This is a genomic window from Pseudomonas sp. R1-7, assembly GCF_051132105.1.
Lineage (GTDB): Bacteria > Pseudomonadota > Gammaproteobacteria > Pseudomonadales > Pseudomonadaceae > Aquipseudomonas.
Genome location: NZ_CP071661.1, coordinates 792,067 through 807,500 on the forward strand (window position 1 = coordinate 792,067; position 15,434 = coordinate 807,500).

General features: G+C 60.1%; 14 protein-coding genes (1 of these 14 running past the window's edge). 6 read left to right on the plus strand and 8 right to left on the minus strand.

All coding sequences use genetic code 11. From position 1 onward, the window contains the following. Positions 1–88 precede the first annotated feature (88 nt). Entirely contained in the window at positions 89–1,291 is a 1,203-nt protein-coding gene (locus J3P79_RS03535; protein WP_434608212.1) for a multidrug effflux MFS transporter, read from the plus strand. A gap of 1 nt (position 1,292) precedes the next feature. On the opposite strand, the gene J3P79_RS03540 is transcribed toward J3P79_RS03535, so the two are convergent. Then, complete coding sequence (locus J3P79_RS03540; protein WP_434608213.1) at positions 1,293–1,463, minus strand: hypothetical protein; 171 nt, start codon at positions 1,461–1,463, stop codon at positions 1,293–1,295. Positions 1,464–1,633: 170 nt separating this feature from the next. Beyond that, positions 1,634–2,647, minus strand: a complete 1,014-nt coding sequence (locus J3P79_RS03545) for a zinc-binding alcohol dehydrogenase family protein (protein ID WP_434608214.1) — start codon at positions 2,645–2,647, stop codon at positions 1,634–1,636. 390 nt (positions 2,648–3,037) lie between these two features. On the opposite strand from J3P79_RS03545, the gene J3P79_RS03550 reads away from it, so the two are divergent. Both J3P79_RS03550 and J3P79_RS03555 read left to right on the plus strand, forming a co-directional pair. Next, positions 3,038–3,772: an ArsR/SmtB family transcription factor gene (locus tag J3P79_RS03550; RefSeq protein ID WP_434608215.1), complete on the plus strand. Its 735-nt coding sequence runs from the start codon at positions 3,038–3,040 to the stop codon at positions 3,770–3,772. Positions 3,773–3,858: 86 nt separating this feature from the next. Then, positions 3,859–5,241: an MFS transporter gene (locus J3P79_RS03555; protein WP_434608216.1), complete on the plus strand. Its 1,383-nt coding sequence runs from the start codon at positions 3,859–3,861 to the stop codon at positions 5,239–5,241. A gap of 118 nt (positions 5,242–5,359) precedes the next feature. Here J3P79_RS03555 and J3P79_RS03560 read toward each other — a convergent pair whose 3' ends face one another. Then, positions 5,360–6,313 carry an adenosine deaminase gene (locus J3P79_RS03560; RefSeq protein ID WP_434608218.1) on the minus strand — a complete coding sequence of 318 codons (954 nt, stop codon included), beginning with the start codon at positions 6,311–6,313 and terminating at the stop codon, positions 5,360–5,362. A 166-nt stretch (positions 6,314–6,479) separates the two neighbouring features. On the opposite strand from J3P79_RS03560, the gene J3P79_RS03565 reads away from it, so the two are divergent. Further along, positions 6,480–7,571, plus strand: coding sequence for a calcium:proton antiporter (locus J3P79_RS03565; protein WP_434608220.1), 1,092 nt, complete (start codon positions 6,480–6,482; stop codon positions 7,569–7,571). Between the two features lie 54 nt (positions 7,572–7,625). Here J3P79_RS03565 and J3P79_RS03570 read toward each other — a convergent pair whose 3' ends face one another. From J3P79_RS03570 to J3P79_RS03590, 5 genes are all read right to left on the minus strand, one after another. Further along, positions 7,626–8,984 (minus strand): 8-oxoguanine deaminase, encoded by a 1,359-nt coding sequence (locus J3P79_RS03570; protein WP_434608222.1) that lies wholly within the window; start codon positions 8,982–8,984, stop codon positions 7,626–7,628. A 157-nt stretch (positions 8,985–9,141) separates the two neighbouring features. Then, positions 9,142–9,828, minus strand: a complete 687-nt coding sequence (locus tag J3P79_RS03575) for an SDR family oxidoreductase (RefSeq protein ID WP_434608224.1) — start codon at positions 9,826–9,828, stop codon at positions 9,142–9,144. A gap of 444 nt (positions 9,829–10,272) precedes the next feature. After that, positions 10,273–10,866 (minus strand): IMPACT family protein, encoded by a 594-nt coding sequence (locus tag J3P79_RS03580; protein ID WP_434608226.1) that lies wholly within the window; start codon positions 10,864–10,866, stop codon positions 10,273–10,275. A 6-nt stretch (positions 10,867–10,872) separates the two neighbouring features. Next, on the minus strand, positions 10,873–11,523 hold the full coding sequence (locus tag J3P79_RS03585; RefSeq protein WP_434608228.1) for a TetR/AcrR family transcriptional regulator: 651 nt from the start codon (positions 11,521–11,523) through the stop codon (positions 10,873–10,875). Positions 11,524–11,628: 105 nt separating this feature from the next. Continuing rightward, positions 11,629–12,549, minus strand: coding sequence for a LysR family transcriptional regulator (locus J3P79_RS03590; protein WP_434608230.1), 921 nt, complete (start codon positions 12,547–12,549; stop codon positions 11,629–11,631). Between the two features lie 120 nt (positions 12,550–12,669). Here J3P79_RS03590 and J3P79_RS03595 point away from each other — a divergent pair, with 120 nt between their 5' ends. Then, positions 12,670–14,019: an aspartate aminotransferase family protein gene (locus J3P79_RS03595; protein WP_434608232.1), complete on the plus strand. Its 1,350-nt coding sequence runs from the start codon at positions 12,670–12,672 to the stop codon at positions 14,017–14,019. Positions 14,020–14,082: 63 nt separating this feature from the next. Further along, on the plus strand, positions 14,083–15,434 hold the 5' portion of the coding sequence (locus tag J3P79_RS03600) for a CoA-acylating methylmalonate-semialdehyde dehydrogenase (protein ID WP_434608234.1). It continues 142 nt past the right edge of the window; only the first 1,352 of its 1,494 coding nucleotides appear in the window; its start codon is at positions 14,083–14,085; the stop codon falls past the right edge of the window.

Consider the following 15,434-nt stretch of genomic DNA (forward strand, 5'->3'; position numbering starts at 1 on the left):
TTAATCGTTAGCGACCTATCGGAATGTTCAACGGCGTCCAGCCCGGCTAGACTGTCGGGCTGCCGACTGACGCTGAGCTGGACGCCTGATGAACCTCCGTACCATTCTGATTCTTGGCGCCTTGAGCGCTTTCGGTCCCTTGGCGATCGATTTCTATCTGCCGGCGTTTCCGGCGATGGCAATCGCTTTCGGCACCGATGAAAAACATATCCAACTGACCCTGGCGGCCTATTTCCTCGGGCTGTCTCTCGGCCAATTGGCCTACGGGCCGGTCGCGGATCGCTTCGGACGACGTGTTCCGCTGCTGACGGGGGTCGCTTTGTTCACTGTGGCATCGCTGGCCTGCGCCTATGCGCCAAGCCTCGAATGGCTAATCGGTGCGCGCTTCGTGCAGGCGTTGGGCGGGTGCGCGGGGATGGTGATTTCCCGGGCAGTGGTCAGTGACAAATGCGACGCGGTGGGCTCGGCCAAGGTGTTTTCGCAGTTGATGCTGGTGATGGGCCTGGCGCCGATCCTTGCGCCGATGCTCGGCGGCTTGCTGGTGAACCTCTATGGTTGGCAATCGATTTTCATTGGCCTGACGCTGTTCAGTGCACTCGCGGCAACCGCGGTCGCCTTGTGGTTGCCGGAAAGCCTGCCCGACCATGTGCCCCGCCAACCGCTGTCCGGCGCACTGCGCCAATACGGTCGTCTTCTGAAAGACTCCGTTTACCTTGGCCACGCCCTGACCGGGGGCATCGCGATCGCCGGGATGTTTGCCTACATCGCCGGTTCGCCGTTTGTATTTATCAAGCTCTACGGCGTGCCGGCCGAGCACTTCGGCTGGCTGTTCGGAACCAACGCGGCAGGTTTCATCCTGGTGGCGCAGGTCAATGCGCGATTGTTGTCCAAGCGCGGCCCGGCCTTCTTGCTGGCCCGCGCGGTCTGGGTCTACTGGATTGCCGGGCTGAGCCTGTTGGCCGTGAGCGCCCTCCAGCCGGAGCGGCTGTGGCCGCTGCTGATCCCGCTGTTCATCTGCATCGCCAGCCTGGGCTGCATCCTCCCCAATGCGTCGGCTTGCGCCATGAACGGGCAGGGCGCCCGGGCGGGGAGTGCCTCGGCCATGTTGGGATGCCTGCAGTTTTCCGTCGCTGCGGGTGCCGCCGCGTTGGTGGCCGCGCTACATGACGGCACGGCGGTGCCGATGGCGATTGTCATCAGTCTTTGTGGCTTGTTCGTGGTCGGTGCGGCAATGCTGACTCGCCGTCTGCAAAACGCCTTGGCGCTTGCCCAGGCGGGTCAGCGAAATTGAGTCAGCCGGCAGCGCGCTGCTGGTGTTCGGGAAAGTGATGGGGCGCTCGGATGCGCGCTTGCAGGGTATTGGCGAAAGCCTGGGCTTCGGCCTCGGTGCGAAAGGTCACGACATGCTGGTCAAGGCGCACTTGCCATTGGGATTTTGCCACTTCTTTTATCAGGATCTCCATTGCTGACCTCCTCGTGTAGAAGACTGCGTTGCAAAGGCCTCGAGTGTAGACCGGAATACGGGCGCAGTTGTGACAACGGTCAATTGTCGGACTGACGGTGCAGGCTTCGGTGGCGAGGGAGCGAGCTCCCCCGCCACCGGATTTTCTGAGGGGCGACGGCCCTGGAACGGTTAGAAACCTTCAAGCACGATCTTACCCTTGGCCTTCCCACTTTCAAGCAATGCGTGGGCCCGACGCAGGTTCTCGGCATTGATGACGCCGAAGTGTTCGCCGACCGTCGTTTTCAACGTGCCTGCGTCAATCAGTCCGGCCACACGATTGAGCAGCTTGTGCTGTTCAAGCATGTCGGCTGTCTCGAATAGAGAGCGGGTGTACATGAACTCCCAGTGCAACGACAGGCTCTTGCGCTTGAGCTTGGTCACGTCCAGGGATTTCGGATCATCGATCAGGGCCAGCTTGCCTTGGGGTGCCAAGGCTTCGACCAACTGGTCCAGATGCTGGTCGGTCTGGGTCAGGCTGGCCACGTGGGTCACTTGGGCCTGGCCGGCCTTCTTGAGTACTTCGCTCAGCGGCTGGCTGTGATCGACCACCAGGTCGGCACCCAGGCCACGTACCCAATCCACTGTCTGCGGTCGGGAAGCGGTGCCGATGACCTTGAGGCCAGTCAGCTGGCTGGCCAGTTGCGTCAGGATCGAACCCACGCCGCCGGCGGCGCCGACGATGAGCAGGGTCTGGCCCAGGTCGGCCTGGCCTTCTTTTATCTGCAATCGGTCGAACAACAGTTCCCAAGCGGTGATGGCTGTCAGCGGCAGTGCGGCGGCTTCGGCGAAACCGAGGGTCTTGGGCATGTGGCCGACGATACGCTCATCCACCACATGCAATTCGCTGTTGCCGCCAGCCCTGGCGATGGAACCGGCGTAGAACACCTTGTCGCCAGCCTTGAACAGCGTGACTTCGCTGCCCACGGCCTTGACCACGCCGGCCACGTCCCAGCCCAGCACTTTGGCGGCGCCGCCTTCGGGCTGCACGTTCTGGCGGACCTTGGTGTCGACGGGGTTGACTGAGATGGCCCTGACCTCCACCAACAGGTCCTTCGGCCCGGCGACGGGCTCCGGCAACTCGATGTCTTGCAGCGATTGTGGATCGTTGATGGGCAATGATTGGTAATAGGCAATGGCTTTCATGAAGCGGCTCCGTGAGTGGGACGATGGCGACCATGTTTGGCTATTTGGTGACGGGGTAAAAGTGGCTAAACCAACAGGCTCTTTCAGTGTTTTTTTGATAATGACCATTAGTCGCGTGCAAATAGAGATTTTTCCCTCAGGAACAATCGCCTCCAAAGGTTTTCTGGAGGACAGGAAAGCGTGATCCGCACGCTTATACTAGCGGCTGCCTGTGTCGACGCTGAAACGGGCACGAAGGCAAATGGCTTGGCGACTGCCATTTGCCCCGACACGAGCGACGTCCGGATGGGCATGCCGGTCTTACAGGCGGTCAGCCGCTTTGGGCGGCACCTTCTCACGGGTCAATATGCCCCAAAGCAGTAGACAGATGATTCAACAGGGAGTGAATACATGGAACATGCACCTTGCATCAGCCAGATTGCCACGCTGCTGGCCGACCCAAAGCGTAGCGCAATGATGTGGGCCTTGATGGATGGTACGGCCCGACAGGCCGATGAATTGGCTTTGCTGGCCGGGCTTTCGCCCTCTTCGGCCAATGCCCATCTGGGGCGGTTGTCCACAGGTGGCCTGTTGAAAGTCGAAATCCGTGGTCGCAAGCGGTTTTTTCGCTTGGCGGCCCCCGAGATCGGCGCTGCAGTCGAGGCGTTGGCGAGCGCAACCCTCGCCAGCACGCCTCGGCAGATTCCAGAGGTTTTCAAGCGCGGCCTCATGCCAACCAAGGCGCCGACGGCACCGGCGTCGTTGATGCGCGCCAGGCTTTGCGATGACCATTTGGGCGGGACCCTGGCGGCTGATCTGTATCAGCGATTGCTGGATGCCGGGTGGCTCGAACAGATTGAGCAGCGTGTGATCGTCTCCCATAAGGGCGCCACTCAATTGGCTGGGCACGGCCTGTTCATCCAGGCGTTGGCACATCGCAATGCTCGCATCGCTTGCCCCTGTCCCGATTGGAGCGAGCGGCGACCGCACCTGGGAGGCGCGCTGGGGGCGGCGTTGCTGCAATTGTTCATGCAGTCGGGTTGGCTGAGCTTGCCAAATGACTCAAGGGCCCTGCAGGTGACCACGCTCGGCCAGCAGGAAATCCATCGGTTCGCCAGGCAGGACACGCTGGAAATGGCGCTCTAGGACTGTTGGCAGGTCGCAATCAGCAATAACCGTCGGCGAGGTTCGCGCACACTCGGTCCAGGGCTCTTTCGGATTGGGGAATGCAAATGGACACTCACGTTTACAGCGCTGCGGAACGACTGGAGCGATTGCCTATCAGCGGCTATCACCGGGTCATCTTCATCATCATTGCCTTGGCGTTTTTCTTCGACTCCATGGACCTCGCCATGATGACGTTCCTGCTGGGGTCGATCAAAACCGAGTTCGGCCTGAGTTCGGCCCAGGCGGGGTTGCTGGCCAGTTCCAGCTTCTTTGGCATGGTGGTGGGCGCCTCGCTGTCGGGCATGTTGGCCGATCGGTTTGGACGCAAGCCGGTGTTCCAATGGAGCATCGTACTGTGGGGGCTGGCCAGTTATCTCTGTTCCACTGCGCAGGACATCGAGACATTGACGTTGTTTCGCATCCTGCTCGGCGTAGGCATGGGCATGGAATTTCCGATCGCCCAGTCGATGCTTTCCGAGCTTATCCCGGCGAAGCGTCGCGGGCGCTATATCGCCTTGATGGACGGCTTCTGGCCGCTGGGCTTTGTGGCGGCGGGCGTGCTGTCGTATTTCCTGCTGCCGGTGATCGGCTGGCGTGACATCTTCCTGGTATTGGCGGTGCCGGCGGTGTTCGTCCTGGTGATCCGCTTCTTCATTCCGGAATCGCCGCGCTGGCTGGAACAGGCCGGTCGGGGCGATGAAGCGGATGCCGTGCTCAAGCGGATCGAAGACAAGGTCCGGGCTTCGTTGGGGACGCGGGATTTGCCCGAGCCGATTCGCCTGCCGAGGCTGGCGACTGTCCCTGGCAATTTTTTCTCGGCGTTGGCGCAGATTTGGTCACCGTTGTACCGCCAGCGCACCGTGATGATCTGGAGCGTCTGGTTTTTTGCCCTGCTCGGGTTCTATGGCCTGACGTCCTGGCTCAGCGCGTTGTTGCAGCAATCAGGCTTCGCGGTGACGCAGTCGGTCTACTACACCGTGGTGATTTCCCTGGGCGGGATCCCCGGCTTCCTGATGGCGGCGTGGCTGGTTGAGCGCTGGGGACGCAAGCCGGTGTGCATCATCACGCTGTTGGGCGGCGGGGTGATGGCTTTCCTGTATGGCCAGAGCGCGGTGTTTGGTGGCAACGTCAGCCTATTGATCAGCACCGGACTGTTGATGCAGTTTTTCCTGTTCGGCATGTGGGCGGTGCTCTATACCTACACGCCGGAGCTGTACCCGACCTCGGCGCGGGCCACGGGATCGGGATTTGCCTCGGCGGTGGGTCGCATCGGTTCGCTGCTTGGGCCCTTGGTGACCGGGCTGGTATTTCCCATCACAGGGCAGGGCGGTGTGTTTGCCCTGGGTGCGCTGTGCTTTGCCGTGGCGGCGGGGGTAGTCTGGCTGTTTGGAATGGAGACGCGGGGCAAGACGCTGGAGGAGTTGAGCGAAGGCGCACTATCTGATTGAACACAAACCCCTGTGGGAGCGAGCTTGCTCGCGATAGCTCCGGGCCAGTCAACATCGATGTCGACTGATAGACCGCCATCGCGAGCAAGCTCGCTCCCACAAGGTATGGACGCCGGGCTTAAGGTTTTACCAACCGCGCATCCAGGCTGTTCTGCGCCAGCCGCTGGGCCTGGTCCTGGGTCATGCCCAGGTGAGTGTGCAGCGCATGGAAGTTCTCGGTGACATAACCGCCAAAGTACGCCGGGTCATCGGAGTTCACCGTGACCTTCACGCCGCGTTCAAGCATGTCCAGGATGTTGTGCTGCGACATGTCGCCGAAAACGCACAGCTTGGTATTGGAAAGCGGGCACACCGTCAGCGGAATCTGCTCATCGATGATCCGCTGCATCAACCGCTCGTCTTCGATAGCACGCACGCCGTGGTCGATGCGCTGGATCTTCAGCAGGTCCAACGCTTCCCAGATGTATTCGGGCGGGCCTTCCTCGCCAGCGTGGGCGACGGTCAGGAAACCTTCGTTACGAGCGCGATCGAACACTCGCTGGAACTTGCTCGGCGGATGACCCATCTCCGAACTGTCCAGGCCGACGGCCACGAACGCGTCACGGAACGGTAGCGCCTGGTCGAGGGTTTTCTCGGCCTGTTCTTCGCTCAGATGGCGCAGGAAACTCAGGATCAGGCCGCTGGTGATGCCCAGTTGCTGCTCGCCGTCCTTGAGCGCGGCGGCAATGCCGTTGAGCACCACTTCGAATGGAATGCCGCGATCGGTGTGGGTCTGCGGATCGAAGAACGGCTCGGTGTGGATCACGTTCTGCGCCTTGCAGCGCAGCAGGTAGGCCCAGGTCAGGTCGTAGAAATCCTGGGACGTGCGCAGCACATCGGCGCCCTGGTAATACAGGTCCAGGAACTCCTGCAAGTTGTTGAAGGCATAGGCCTTGCGCAGGGTGTCCACATCGTTCCAAGGCAGGACGATCTTGTTGCGCTCGGCCAGGGCAAACAGCAGCTCCGGCTCCAGCGAGCCTTCCAGGTGAAGATGCAGTTCGGCCTTGGGCAAGGCATTCAGCCAGTCGTACATGTCTTTTTCTCATCAGCGAATCAATGGCGGGCATTCTACAGGGGGTAGGCGCCGATGTCGGGTAAAACCTGACCGGGTGATCCACTCCGTAGTGCTGCATCCGCACGAAACGTTCCCGGCCTGCCACAGTCTAGTAGCTCATGACCCGTCCATTGCCAGGCCCGCGATGTTCTCGTTGATCAAGCAAGAAAAACTGTTGTTGTTGGCCCTGATAGCCGCCTTCGTTGCCTACCCGCTGGAACATTGGCTGCTGGGCAACGGGCGGGCCGTAGCGTTGGCAAGTGGGTTGGTGCTCATCGGTTTCATCGTTTCTGCCTCCATGCGCGTGGCCCATCACGCGGAGCTCCTGGCGGAAAAAGTCGGTGATCCCTACGGCACCATGATCCTGACCTTGTCGGCGGTTTTGGTGGAAGTCGTGATCCTGGCGATCATGATGAGTAACGAGGCATCACCCACCCTGGTACGGGACACCATCTATTCGGCAGTCATGCTCGACATCAACGGTATCCTCGGGCTCGCGGCGCTGATGGGAGGGCTCAAGCATGGCGAGCAGGTCTATAACGACGATTCGGCGCGCACCTACAGCGTGATGATTCTCACCGCGATGGGCGTGTCGATGGTGGTGCCGGAATTCATTCCCCAAGAGAACTGGAAGCATTATTCGGCGTTCACAATCGGCGCGATGATGGTCTTGTATGCCTTGTTCCTGCGGATGCAGGTGGGGCCCCACAGTTATTTCTTCAGCTACAGCTACCCGGAGAAGCGTCGAAAAAAAGAGCCGGTGGAAACCGAGCCGAAACCCATCAGCCTGGCATTCTCCGTCGGCGCATTGGTGTTTGGCGTGGTGGTGATCGGTGCGCTGGCCGAGGTCATGTCCAAGGCCATCGACCTGGGACTGGAAGGCTCCGGCGCGCCGCCGGTGGTCACGGCTATCCTGGTGGCGGCCATCTCCGCAGCGCCGGAAATCCTCACGGCCCTGCGTGCAGCCCTGGCCAATCGCATGCAGTCGGTGGTCAACATCGCGTTGGGGGCGTCGCTGTCCACCGTGATCCTCACCGTGCCGGTGATGGAAGCAATGGCGCTCTACACCGGCCAGCCTTTCCAGATGGCGATGACGCCGGTGCAGACGGTGATGATCTTCATCACCTTGATCGTCAGCGCCATCAACCTCAACGATGGCGAAACCAACGCCATCGAGGGCATGACCCATTTTGTGTTGTTTGCGACGTTTGTGATGTTGTCGTTGCTGGGGCTTTGACTTGTCATAGCCCCTGTGGGAGCGGGCTCGCTCCCACATTCGTTTTCGGTTTGATCAGGATGCTGCGATCAACTCCCGAGCCGCTTGGCTGTGATCGGCAATCAACCCTTTCAGGTCAAGGCCCTCGACCTGTCCGTCGATCACCCGCCACTCGCCGGCGACCATCACCCGATCCGCTCGATCAGCGCCACATAGCAGTAGTGCCGAGATCGGGTCGTGGCTGCCGGAGAAGCGCAGCTCATCGAGCTTGAACAGCGCCAGGTCGGCCTGTTTGCCCACCGCCAGTTCGCCGATATCGTTGCGCCCCAGCAATTGCGCCGAACCGCGGGTCGCCCAGCCCAGCACCCGTTCCGGCGTGATCGCTTGCGCGCCATAGCGCAGGCGTTGAATGTACAGCGCTTGGCGGGCTTCGAGGATCATGTTCGAGGCATCGTTGGACGCTGAGCCGTCAACGCCCAGGCCCAGTGGCGCGCCGGCAGCCGTGAGGTCGAGTGTCGGGCAAATGCCCGAGGCCAGGCGCATGTTCGAACTGGGGCAATGACAGATACCGGTGCCGGCGGCGCCCAGGCGGACGATTTCGTCCGGATTGAAATGAATGCCATGGGCCAGCCAGGTACGCGGGCCCAGCCAGCCGACGCTGTCCAGGTAATCGACGGTGCGCAGGCCGAAGCGTTGCAGGCAGAAATCTTCTTCGTCGAGGGTTTCGGCCAGGTGCGTGTGCAGGCGTACGTCGAGTTTTTCCGCGAGCTCGGCGCTGGCGCTCATGATTTCGGGTGTCACCGAAAACGGTGAGCACGGCGCCAAGGCAATCTGGATCTGCGCGCCATCGCCTCGTTGGTGATAACGGGCGATCAATCGCTGACTGTCGTCGAGAATAACCTGCCCCTGCTGGACGGTCTGTTGCGGCGGCAAGCCACCGTCGGCTTCGCCCAGGCTCATGGAACCGCGAGTGAGCATTGCGCGCATGCCCAGCTCGCGGACGCTTTCAACCTGCACGTCGATTGCGTCCTCCAGGCCTTGCGGAAACAGATAATGATGGTCAGCCGCCGTGGTGCAGCCCGACAACAGCAGTTCGGCCAGCGCCACTTTGCTTGCCAGGGCCAGTTTTTCCGGTGTCAGTCGCGCCCATACCGGGTAAAGGGTTTTCAGCCAGGGGAACAATGGCTGGTTGACCACCGGGGCCCAGGCGCGGGTGAGGGTCTGATAAAAATGATGGTGAGTGTTGATCAGCCCCGGCAGGATGACATGCTCCCGGGCGTCGAAGACAACATCACAGGGATGGTCGGGGTGCTGGCCGAGGCCGAGCAGTTCGACGATCGCACCGTCCTGCAGGACGAGACCGCCACGGGCATCGAGGTCGTTGGCCGTGAAGACGGCGAGGGGGGTTTTTAACCAGGTACGGGTCGCAGGCATGGTCGCCGGCTCCTCTGAAAGTGGGTTCAGGTTAGCCAGCTCAGTGATGCCCTGTCTGCTGATCCAGGGGCGCCCTTGGGAGGGCGCGGTTTGGAGTTTACCCAGTTTATGCGGCACCCATCCAGTGTTCGGCGAAATCTACCGAGGGAGTGGCGTTTTACCAGGGAATCGTCTCGCCCCTGTAGTTGACGAAGTGATGCCCGCCCTTGCCGGCGAAGGCATTGACCTGATCGATCAACCCTCGCGTGCTGGTCTCGACGTCGATGTCGGCGCCTTCCCCGCCCATATCCGTCTTCACCCAGCCCGGATGCAGCGATAGCACGGTCAACGATTGCTCGCTCAATTGACTGACAAAACTGTTGGTCATCGAGTTGAGGGCGGCTTTGCTTGCCTTGTACAGCGCCAGTTCCGGCGCATCGGGCATGGTCACGCTGCCGAGCACGGAGCTCATGAAAGCCAGTACTCCGCTGCCCTCGCGAATCTGCCCGACGAAGCGCTGTGCCAGGTTGATCGGCGCCACTGCGTTGGTGAAGAACAACTGGCCGACCTCCGCCAACGTTGCGCCGCCCGGGTTCTGGTTTTCCGGGCCCTTGACGCCGGCGTTGATGAACAGCAGGTCAAAGGTGTCATCCTTGAGCTGCTGGCTCAGGGCGATGACGGCTTGTTGGTCGTCCATGTCGAGCTTTTCGATGCGCACCGGCCCCAGCGCTTTCAGCGCGTCTGCGTTCTGCGGGTTGCGCACGGTGGCAGTGACGTTCCAGCCATCGCCGAGCAACGTCTTCACCAAACCCAGGCCCAAGCCCCTGGAGGCGCCGATGATCAATGCGTTTTTTGCGTAATTCATGAGGGCATCCTTGAATGAAAAGGTCATGGGATTAATGGACAGCGTTTACCGAGCCGTTGTTTCAGATGTGACGCAGTGTGTCGAGTCGAGTCGATCCCACGGAAGCTTCTTCAATCACCGTAACGATTGATTAAAAATTGATCAAGCGGCTGCGAACCATGCTGCTCTTGATGCAGCCGGAGCCATGAACGGGTTATCCACAGGTTGCTCCACAGTAATTGTGCGCAAGCTGGACAGTCGGGCATAAGCCTCGTGCGGCTTTCTTCTAAAGGCGATAAAGCGCTGCAACCAGTTGTTTTCCTGAAGATTTCGGTGGCTCTTGAGGCGCGTGTATAAAAAACGTACAAATCGCCGAAAGCCGCATGACAGAAGGGTTACAGCGTGATGCGCCCAGGTTATCCACAAGCAGGTGCACAGCGCATGTGGGCAAATCGGGGGCGTATGTCATCGGGCTGTTTGGCGCTCCAGGCGTATTTGCCCGCGGCTCAGGTCGGACAATCGTGTCTGCAGCGTTTCAATGTGGTCTTCACCCACCGCCAATTGGAGTTCCACGCCGTTAGCGGTGAAATGCTCGGTATTTATCAAGCCACCGCACTCGGCTGTACGTAGTTTTACCAAGGGCAGTTCCGCGAAGCCGCAAACGCAGCGCAGCGCCACGCGGCTGATCAATTCAATCTTTTCAGCATTTTGCAGGCATTTGTTTGCGCCGCCGCCATAAGCCCGCGCCAACCCCCCGGTACCCAATTGGATTCCGCCGTACCAGCGGATGACCAACACCACGACCTGATCGCAGGCCTGGGCCTGGATGGCGGCCAGGATCGGCCGCCCGGCGGTGCCGCCCGGTTCGCCATCGTCACTGCTTCGATACTGATCACCCAGTTTCCATGCCCAGCAATTGTGCGTGGCATCGGGGTCGCTGTGCTGTTCGATAAAGACCTGGGCCTCGGCGGGACTGTTGATGGGGGCCGCGAGGGTAATGAAACGGCTTTTGCGGATTTCTTCACGGTACTCACAAAAGCCGGCGAGGGTATAAGGCATGTAATCCTAGAGGTCAGGTGTCAGGCCGCAGCCTTTGAGAATGATACGGATGAGGTTGTCGCCGGCGTCGATCATGTCTTGCTTGGTCAGCTTGCTGCGCCCGGTCACGCGGCAGATTTGGGTGGCGAAGTCGGCGTAATGCTGGGTGCTGCCCCACAACAGAAAGATGAGGTGCACCGGATCGACCGGGTCCATTTTGCCTGCATCGATCCAAGCCTGGAAAACAGCCGCCCGGCCCCTGAACCAGGCGCGATAATCCTGGTTGAAGTGCTCACTCAGGCATTCGCCGCCACTGATGACTTCCATGGCGAAAATCCGCGATGCCTGGGGCTGGCGCCTGGAGAACTCCATCTTGGCGCGGATGTAGCGGGTCAACGCCTGCGCCGGATCGTCCTCGGCCGTCAGGGAGTTGAACGTGCTGTCCCATAACTCGACGATGTTGCTCAACACCGCGACGTAGAGTCCGAGCTTGTTGGTGAAGTAGTAGTGCAAGTTTGCCTTGGGCAATCCAGCCTTCAAGGCAATCGTGTTCATGCTGGTGCCCTTGAAACCGTGACGGGCGAACTCATCCTCGGCGGCCCTGAGGATGGTCTCTTCGTTCTGTTGACGAATGCGGCCGGTCGGCTTGCCACCATGGGCGGGAACTTCAAAGGTCATGGACGTTTCCGGGCTGGGTCTGTGGGTGCGGGGCAAATGCGTTCATAGCGCACCGGCGCGGATCCGACAAGGGTTGCCGCTATAAAAGCCGCGCGGTGGAGAATATCAGCGTGTTGCTGCCAGGCTTTCGAGAAAGCTTTCCAGCACCAAATGAGGGCGACGACCTTTGCGCGTGACCGATGCCAAGCTCAGGTCGTAGAAACGCGCCAAGGGCTTGAGGGCGCGCAGCCGACCTTGCTGGACCCAGAGATTGGCATAGTGATCCGGCAGATAACCGATATAGCGTCCAGTGAGAATCAGAAAGGCCATGCCTTCGCGGTCCGATGCGCTGGCGGTGCAGTTCAGTGCCTGGTAATGGGCCTGGATGTCGGCCGGCAAGCGAAAGGTTGGCGCGATGGCGTCCTGGCTATTGAGGCGAGCGTCTTCGAGTTGCTGATCATCCACATAAAACAGCGGATGTCCCACTGCGCAATACAACAACGAGCGTTCGCTGTAGAGCGGCTGGTACTCGAGCCCGGAAAGGGCGCTGGCTTGAGGAACCACACCGACATGCAGGCGACCATCGAGCACGCCTTGTTCGACCTCATTGGGGGCAATCATGCGAATCTGGATCTGCACGTCGGGTCCGCGTTCTTTCAACTGGGCCAAGGCGTGGGTGATGCGCATGTGCGGCAGGGTGACGAGGTTGTCCGTCAGGCCAATGGTCAGTTCGCCGCGCAAATGCTGGTGAAGGCCGTTGACCTCGGTGCGGAAGCTTTCCAACGCGCTCAATAGTTGCAGGGCCGATTGATAGACCTCGCGGCCTTCTTCCGTCAGTGAAAAGCCCGCGCGACCACGCTGGCACAAGCGCAGCCCGAGGCGCTGTTCCAAATCGTTCATCTGCTGGCTGATGGCCGACCGACCGATACCGAGCACCGTTTCGGCGGCGGAAAATCCACCGCATTCCACCACGCTGCGGAAAATGCGCAGCAAGCGGATATCGAAGTCGCTGACCTGGGCCAGCGGATCGGAACGACGAAGACTCATAGTTTAGTGATCCGCTGACTGAAGGTTAGAAAAGCTGGATTTCACCGACTTTATCGCCGTGGCAACGTAGCCGCAAGAACGCTCTGATTCAGTCCGCTTATGTCTTGCGAGGTTTTGTCGATGAACATGCCTGAACACGCTGTCGGTTCCCTGGCCAGCCAGTTGAAGCTGGATGCCCACTGGATGCCCTACACGGCCAATCGCAATTTCCAACGCGATCCTCGCCTGATCGTAGCCGCCGAAGGTAGCTGGCTGACCGATGACAAGGGGCGCAAGGTCTACGACTCGTTGTCGGGTTTGTGGACCTGCGGCGCCGGACACACTCGCAAGGAAATCCAAGAGGCGGTCGCCAAGCAACTGGGCACCCTCGATTATTCGCCGGGGTTCCAATACGGCCATCCACTGTCGTTCCAGTTGGCGGAAAAAATTACCAGCCTGACCCCGGGCAACCTTAACCATGTGTTTTTCACCGACTCCGGCTCCGAGTGCGCTGATACCGCGGTGAAGATGGTTCGCGCCTACTGGCGCCTCAAGGGGCAGGCCACCAAGACCAAGATGATAGGTCGTGCTCGTGGTTATCACGGTGTGAACATCGCCGGCACCAGCCTGGGCGGCGTCAGCGGCAATCGCAAATTGTTCGGCCAAGCCATGATCGACGTCGATCATCTGCCCCACACCTTGCTGGCCGGTAACGCCTATTCCCGAGGCATGCCCAAGGAGGGTGGCATCGCTTTGGCGGATGAGCTGCTGAAGTTGATCGAGCTGCACGACGCTTCCAACATCGCTGCGGTGTTTGTCGAACCAATGGCCGGTTCCGCCGGCGTATTGGTACCGCCGGAGGGATACCTCAAGCGGCTGCGGGAAATCTGCGACCAGCACAACATCTTGCTGGTGTTTGACGAAGTGATCACCGGTTTCGGTCGTACCGGTGCGATGTTCGGTGCCGACAGCTTTGGTGTGACCCCGGACGTGATGTGCATCGCCAAGCAAGTTACCAATGGTGCGATTCCGATGGGAGCGGTGATTGCCAGCAGCGAAATCTATCAGACGTTCATGAGCCAGCCGACGCCCGAATATGCCGTGGAATTTCCCCATGGCTATACCTACTCGGCGCACCCGGTGGCGTGCGCGGCAGGCTTGGCGGCGCTGGACCTGTTGCAAAAGGAAAACCTGGTGCAGAGCGTGGTCGACGTCGCGCCGCATTTCGAGGCTGCTTTGCATGGTTTGAAGGGCTCGAAAAACGTCATCGACATTCGCAACTTTGGCCTAGCCGGGGCTATCCAGATCGCTCCGCGTGATGGCGACGCGATCGTACGCCCATTCGAGGCGGGCATGGCTCTGTGGAAGGCTGGGTTCTATGTGCGATTTGGTGGCGATACCTTGCAGTTCGGGCCGACATTCAACAGCAAGCCGCAAGACCTGGATCGCCTTTTCGATGCGGTTGGTGAAGTGCTGAACAAGATCGACTGATTTCTTCCTTATAGAGAGACGCTCATTCTTGAGCGTCTGGTGACCGAATTTCCTGGAGTCCCCATGAGCCTCATCCCGCATTTGATCAATGGCGAACTGTTGAGCGACAGCGCTCGGACGGCCGATGTGTTCAACCCCTCCACTGGCCGAGCCATCCATAAGGTTCCGCTGGCTGATCGCGCGATTGTCCAGCAGGCGATCGATGCCGCCAAGGCGGCTTTCCCTGCCTGGCGCAACACACCGGCGGCGAAGCGCGCCCAGGTGATGTTTCGTTTCAAGCAGCTCCTGGAGCAGAACGAAGCGCGTATCGCCCAATTAATCAGCGAAGAACATGGCAAGACGTTGGAAGATGCCGCGGGTGAGCTCAAGCGTGGTATCGAAAACGTTGAGTTTGCCTGTGCCGCGCCGGAAATCCTGAAGGGCGAATACAGTCGCAATGTAGGACCGAACATTGATGCCTGGTCAGACTTCCAGCCCTTGGGTGTCGTGGCAGGTATCACGCCGTTCAACTTCCCGGCGATGGTGCCGTTGTGGATGTATCCGCTGGCTATCGTCTGTGGCAACTGCTTCATCCTCAAGCCGTCCGAGCGTGATCCGAGCTCGACATTGCTGATTGCCCAGCTATTGCTGGAAGCCGGTTTGCCCAAAGGTGTGTTGAGCGTGGTCCATGGCGACAAGGCGGCGGTGGATGCGTTGATTGAAGCGCCGGAAGTAAAGGCGCTGAGTTTTGTTGGGTCGACACCGATTGCCGAGTACATCTATGCCGAGGGGACTCGTCGCGGTAAACGCGTCCAGGCCCTGGGCGGTGCGAAGAACCATGCGGTCCTGATGCCCGATGCCGATCTGGACAACGCAGTCAGTGCCTTGATGGGCGCGGCGTACGGTTCGTGCGGTGAACGCTGCATGGCGATTTCGGTGGCGGTGTGCGTCGGCGACCAGGTGGCGGATGCGCTGGTGGTCAAATTGGTTCCGCAGATCAAGGCACTGAAGATCGGTGCGGGGACTTCGTGCGGACTGGACATGGGGCCGCTAGTTACCGGGCAACACCGCGACAAGGTCAGTGGTTATATAGAAGAGGGCGTGTCGGCGGGGGCATCACTGATTGTCGATGGTCGTGGCTTGAGTGTCGCTGGGCATGAGGATGGCTTTTTCCTGGGCGGCTGTCTGTTCGATCGCGTGACACCTGAGATGCGTATCTATAAGGAAGAAATCTTCGGGCCAGTGCTGTGTATCGTCCGGGTCGACAGCTTGGAAGAGGCGATGCAGCTGATCAATGATCACGAATATGGCAACGGTACCTGCATCTTTACCCGTGACGGCGAGGCGGCGCGGTTGTTCTGTGATGAGATTGAAGTCGGCATGGTCGGCGTCAACGTTCCATTGCCAGTGCCTGTCGCCTATCACAGCTTTGGCGG